At 59.3% G+C, this 3,015-nt stretch carries 4 protein-coding genes; 2 read left to right on the top strand and 2 right to left on the bottom strand.

The annotated features are described in order from the left end of the window. Positions 1-11: 11 nt before the first annotated feature. A complete protein-coding gene (locus AC5DC2_RS22015) occupies positions 12-1,664 on the bottom strand; it encodes a recombinase family protein (protein WP_491700029.1) in 1,653 nt (550 codons plus the stop codon). Between the two features lie 19 nt (positions 1,665-1,683). Further along, positions 1,684-1,920 (bottom strand): hypothetical protein, encoded by a 237-nt coding sequence (locus tag AC5DC2_RS22010; protein ID WP_223805139.1) that lies wholly within the window; start codon positions 1,918-1,920, stop codon positions 1,684-1,686. A gap of 257 nt (positions 1,921-2,177) precedes the next feature. On the opposite strand from AC5DC2_RS22010, the gene AC5DC2_RS22005 reads away from it, so the two are divergent. Both AC5DC2_RS22005 and AC5DC2_RS22000 read left to right on the top strand, forming a co-directional pair. Continuing rightward, positions 2,178-2,477: a type II toxin-antitoxin system TacA family antitoxin gene (locus tag AC5DC2_RS22005; RefSeq protein WP_024707726.1), complete on the top strand. Its 300-nt coding sequence runs from the start codon at positions 2,178-2,180 to the stop codon at positions 2,475-2,477. 4 nt (positions 2,478-2,481) lie between these two features. Next, a complete protein-coding gene (locus AC5DC2_RS22000; RefSeq protein WP_123639860.1) occupies positions 2,482-2,991 on the top strand; it encodes a GNAT family N-acetyltransferase in 510 nt (169 codons plus the stop codon). Positions 2,992-3,015: the final 24 nt, after the last annotated feature.

Below are 3,015 nucleotides of genomic sequence, written 5' to 3'. Positions count from 1 at the left end.
GCTCGTCAGGCTCATAACCTGAAGGCCGCAGGTTCAAATCCTGCCCCCGCAACCATCTTTACTTGCGAAGACCCCGCCCCCGAGGCGGGGTTTTTCGTTTGTGCGGAAATCGTAAGGATTCCAGCAAGATCGCCTTGAACGTCGATCTCCACCTTGCCCTCAACAGGCGTCAGCACGATCTGATCTACCAACGAGCGAATGGTGTCGGATGCCTCTACCCGCTTGCCCTCTTCTTCATCCTGAAGCGAGTCGTAGAGCTGCTGGATGCGCTTGCGGTATTGCAGCGCCATGCTCGGGTGCAACAGGGCCGGCGGCTCGTCAGCTTCGGCCAGGAACAGTTGCAGTTCCTTCTTCCGCTTTTCCAAGCTCACCATCTTCGCATTGAGAGCGTCGGCAGCGCCGCCTTTAAGGATCAGGTTGAGCAGGGTTTCGAGTTCCCGATCAATCTTCGCGATCTCGGCTTCCGCCGAGGCAATACCGGCGCGGCCTTCCATTCGTAGGCGGTTCATCTCTTGCGTGAACACCTCGCAGAAATGGGCAAACAGCTCAGGGTCAACGAGTCGGGTGCGCAGCGCATTCAGCACGCGCGATTCCAACTCGTCGCGACGGATATTGACGCGGTTGTTACAGGTGCCCTTATTGCGAGCTGTAGAGCATCCGATCAGCGTTGCCGAGATCGCGGAGTACCCGCCACCACAGCATGAACATTTGGTGAGGCCCGAGAAGAGGTATTTTGGGCGCCGCCGATGATTGACAGTGCGGACATCCGTGCAGCCGTTGTCGTCGCGGGTGAGCTTGTTCTTCTCCTGCCTTGCCTTCACAGCATTCCAGAGATCATCGTCGAGGATCCGAAGCTCTGGTGTCTCCTGGATGACCCATTCCGATTCGGGGTTGGGGCGCGCCTGCCGCTTTCCGGTGTTCGGGTCCTTTACGAAGCGCTGCCGGTTCCAGACGATCTTGCCGACATACATCTCATTATTGAGGATGCCGTTGCCACGCTTCGGGTTGCCGTTGATCGTGCTGAAACCCCAGTCGCCGCCCGAAGGGGCCGGAATGCCGTCCTTGTTCAGTGCAAAGGCTATGGTCTTGGCCGACTTGCCGGCCGCGTAGTCGCGGAAAATGCGGCGAACGACGGCGGCCTGGTCTTCGTTGATGGTGCGGTCGCCGCGAATGGGTTCGCCATTGGCATCCAGCTTCTTGACCACATCGTAGCCATAGGAATTGCCGCCACCCGATTTGCCAGCCTCGACACGGCCGCGCTGGCCGCGGCGGGTCTTGTCGGCAAGATCCTTGAGGAAGAGGGCATTCATTGTGCCCTTGAGGCCGACATGCAGATGGCTGACCTCGCCCTCCGACAGGGTGAATATCTTCACATCCGCATAGGACACGCGTTTGAAGATTCCGGCGATGTCTTCCTGATCACGCGAGAGGCGATCCATAGCCTCTGAGAGGATCACGTCGAAGCGACCAGCCATGGCGTCGGTCATCAGAGCCTGGATGCCCGGACGGATCAGCGAAGCGCCGGAGATTGCGTGGTCGGTATATTCTTCGATGACGTGCCAACCTTGCTTTTCGGCATGGAGGCGGCACATGCGAAGTTGGTCGGCGATGGAAGCGTCGCGTTGATTGTCAGAAGAATAACGGGCGTAAATCGCGATTTTCAAAACATTGCTCCCATCTGCATCAGGAGGTGCGCTTCCTCCTTTGCCTGGATAACTTCACTTCCTCGGCAAAGCATTCCCGTGCCGCCTGCTTTGCCAGGATGCCGACCAGACGCAGAAGGCGAGGGTCGGGACTGCCGCGCGGCGTAAACGTCAACTCCGGCGCGTCCAGCAGCAAAGATTCGAGCAGCGCTTCGCGCTCGGCTCCTGTCATCTTTGCTGTGTTTTGTGAGGCTCGCAAGGTCATAACTGACAGCATTCGTCCCGTGCCCGGTATAAGCAATGGAATTTACGGGCGAACATTTGGCGGCGATCAGTATGCCGACGCGTGTCATGGCGTGCGGCGGCGTGATCTGGCGTGCCGTGGCATAGTGAAATGACCTGTCGGAATCGATCGCTGTCGCCGTCATCTTTGGCCTCGATACTACCCCATCGGAAGCTGTTGCTTGTGGATGTGACTTTATCGTATTGTATTTAGAGATACAAGATGCCATCTTCCGACCAAGGAGAATCGTCATGGCCAACACTGCCGAACGCAAGGAATATCCGATCTCAATGCGTCTGCCCGAGGCCGATGTTGCCATGATCGATCGTGCCGCCAGCCTGCGCGGCCGTTCGCGCACCGATTTCGTGCGAGATGCCGCTGTGCGCGCGGCCGAGGAGGTCGTCATGGAGCAGGGCCTGATCCGGATGAGCCCGGAAGGCTTTGCTCAGTTCATGGATGTGCTGTCGCGCCCGGCCGCTCCTGTTCCGGAGATGGTTGAAGTGCTGAAGCGGCCTGCGCCGTGGGAGCCCGGCTACGCGGCGAAGCGGTAACCCCTTGCTGCTTTCAGGACCCGAGCCGCTTTCCGCCGACCACGATGTTTCCCAGTTTTCCTGTGGCAAGCCGACGCTCGACCACTGGCTGAAAACCCGAGCGCTCTCCAATCAGCAGAAGGGCTTTACCGCCGTTCTCGTCGTGCATGAGGCAGGGCGTGTGGTGGGATATTACGGCCTTGCACCAATAGCCGTTGTGCCATCGGTGCTACCGCGCTCCATCCGGACGGGGCAGCCGCCTAATCCAATTCCCTGCATGCTGCTTGGTCAGCTCGCGACCGACATCGGCTCCGCCGGGGTGGGCATCGGGACTGGCCTTGTGAAGCATGCCCTCCAACGCTGCGTTCAGGCCGCATCGCTGATCGGTGGGCGGGCATTGATGGTCAACGCCGTCGACGGGGAGGCTGCCGAACTCTGGCAGCGCCGAGGATTTGAGCCTACCAGAGATGATGAACTGGTCCTGTTTCGCTCGATCAGCGATATTGCTGCGTCGCTCCGTGAGGCTGGAAGGTGAATAGCCCCATGTTTGGTGGACGTC

This window comes from Martelella sp., assembly GCF_984369615.1.
Note: the sequence above shows the minus strand (reverse complement) of the source record. Positions and strands in the feature narration are given on the sequence as shown.

Excerpts from the sequence above, each read along its gene's own strand:
- AC5DC2_RS22010 (WP_223805139.1), bottom strand. The coding sequence starts at position 1,920 with ATGCTGTCAGTTATGACCTTGCGAGCCTCACAAAACACAGCAAAGATG.
- AC5DC2_RS22005 (WP_024707726.1), top strand. The coding sequence starts at position 2,178 with ATGGCCAACACTGCCGAACGCAAGGAATATCCGATCTCAATGCGTCTG.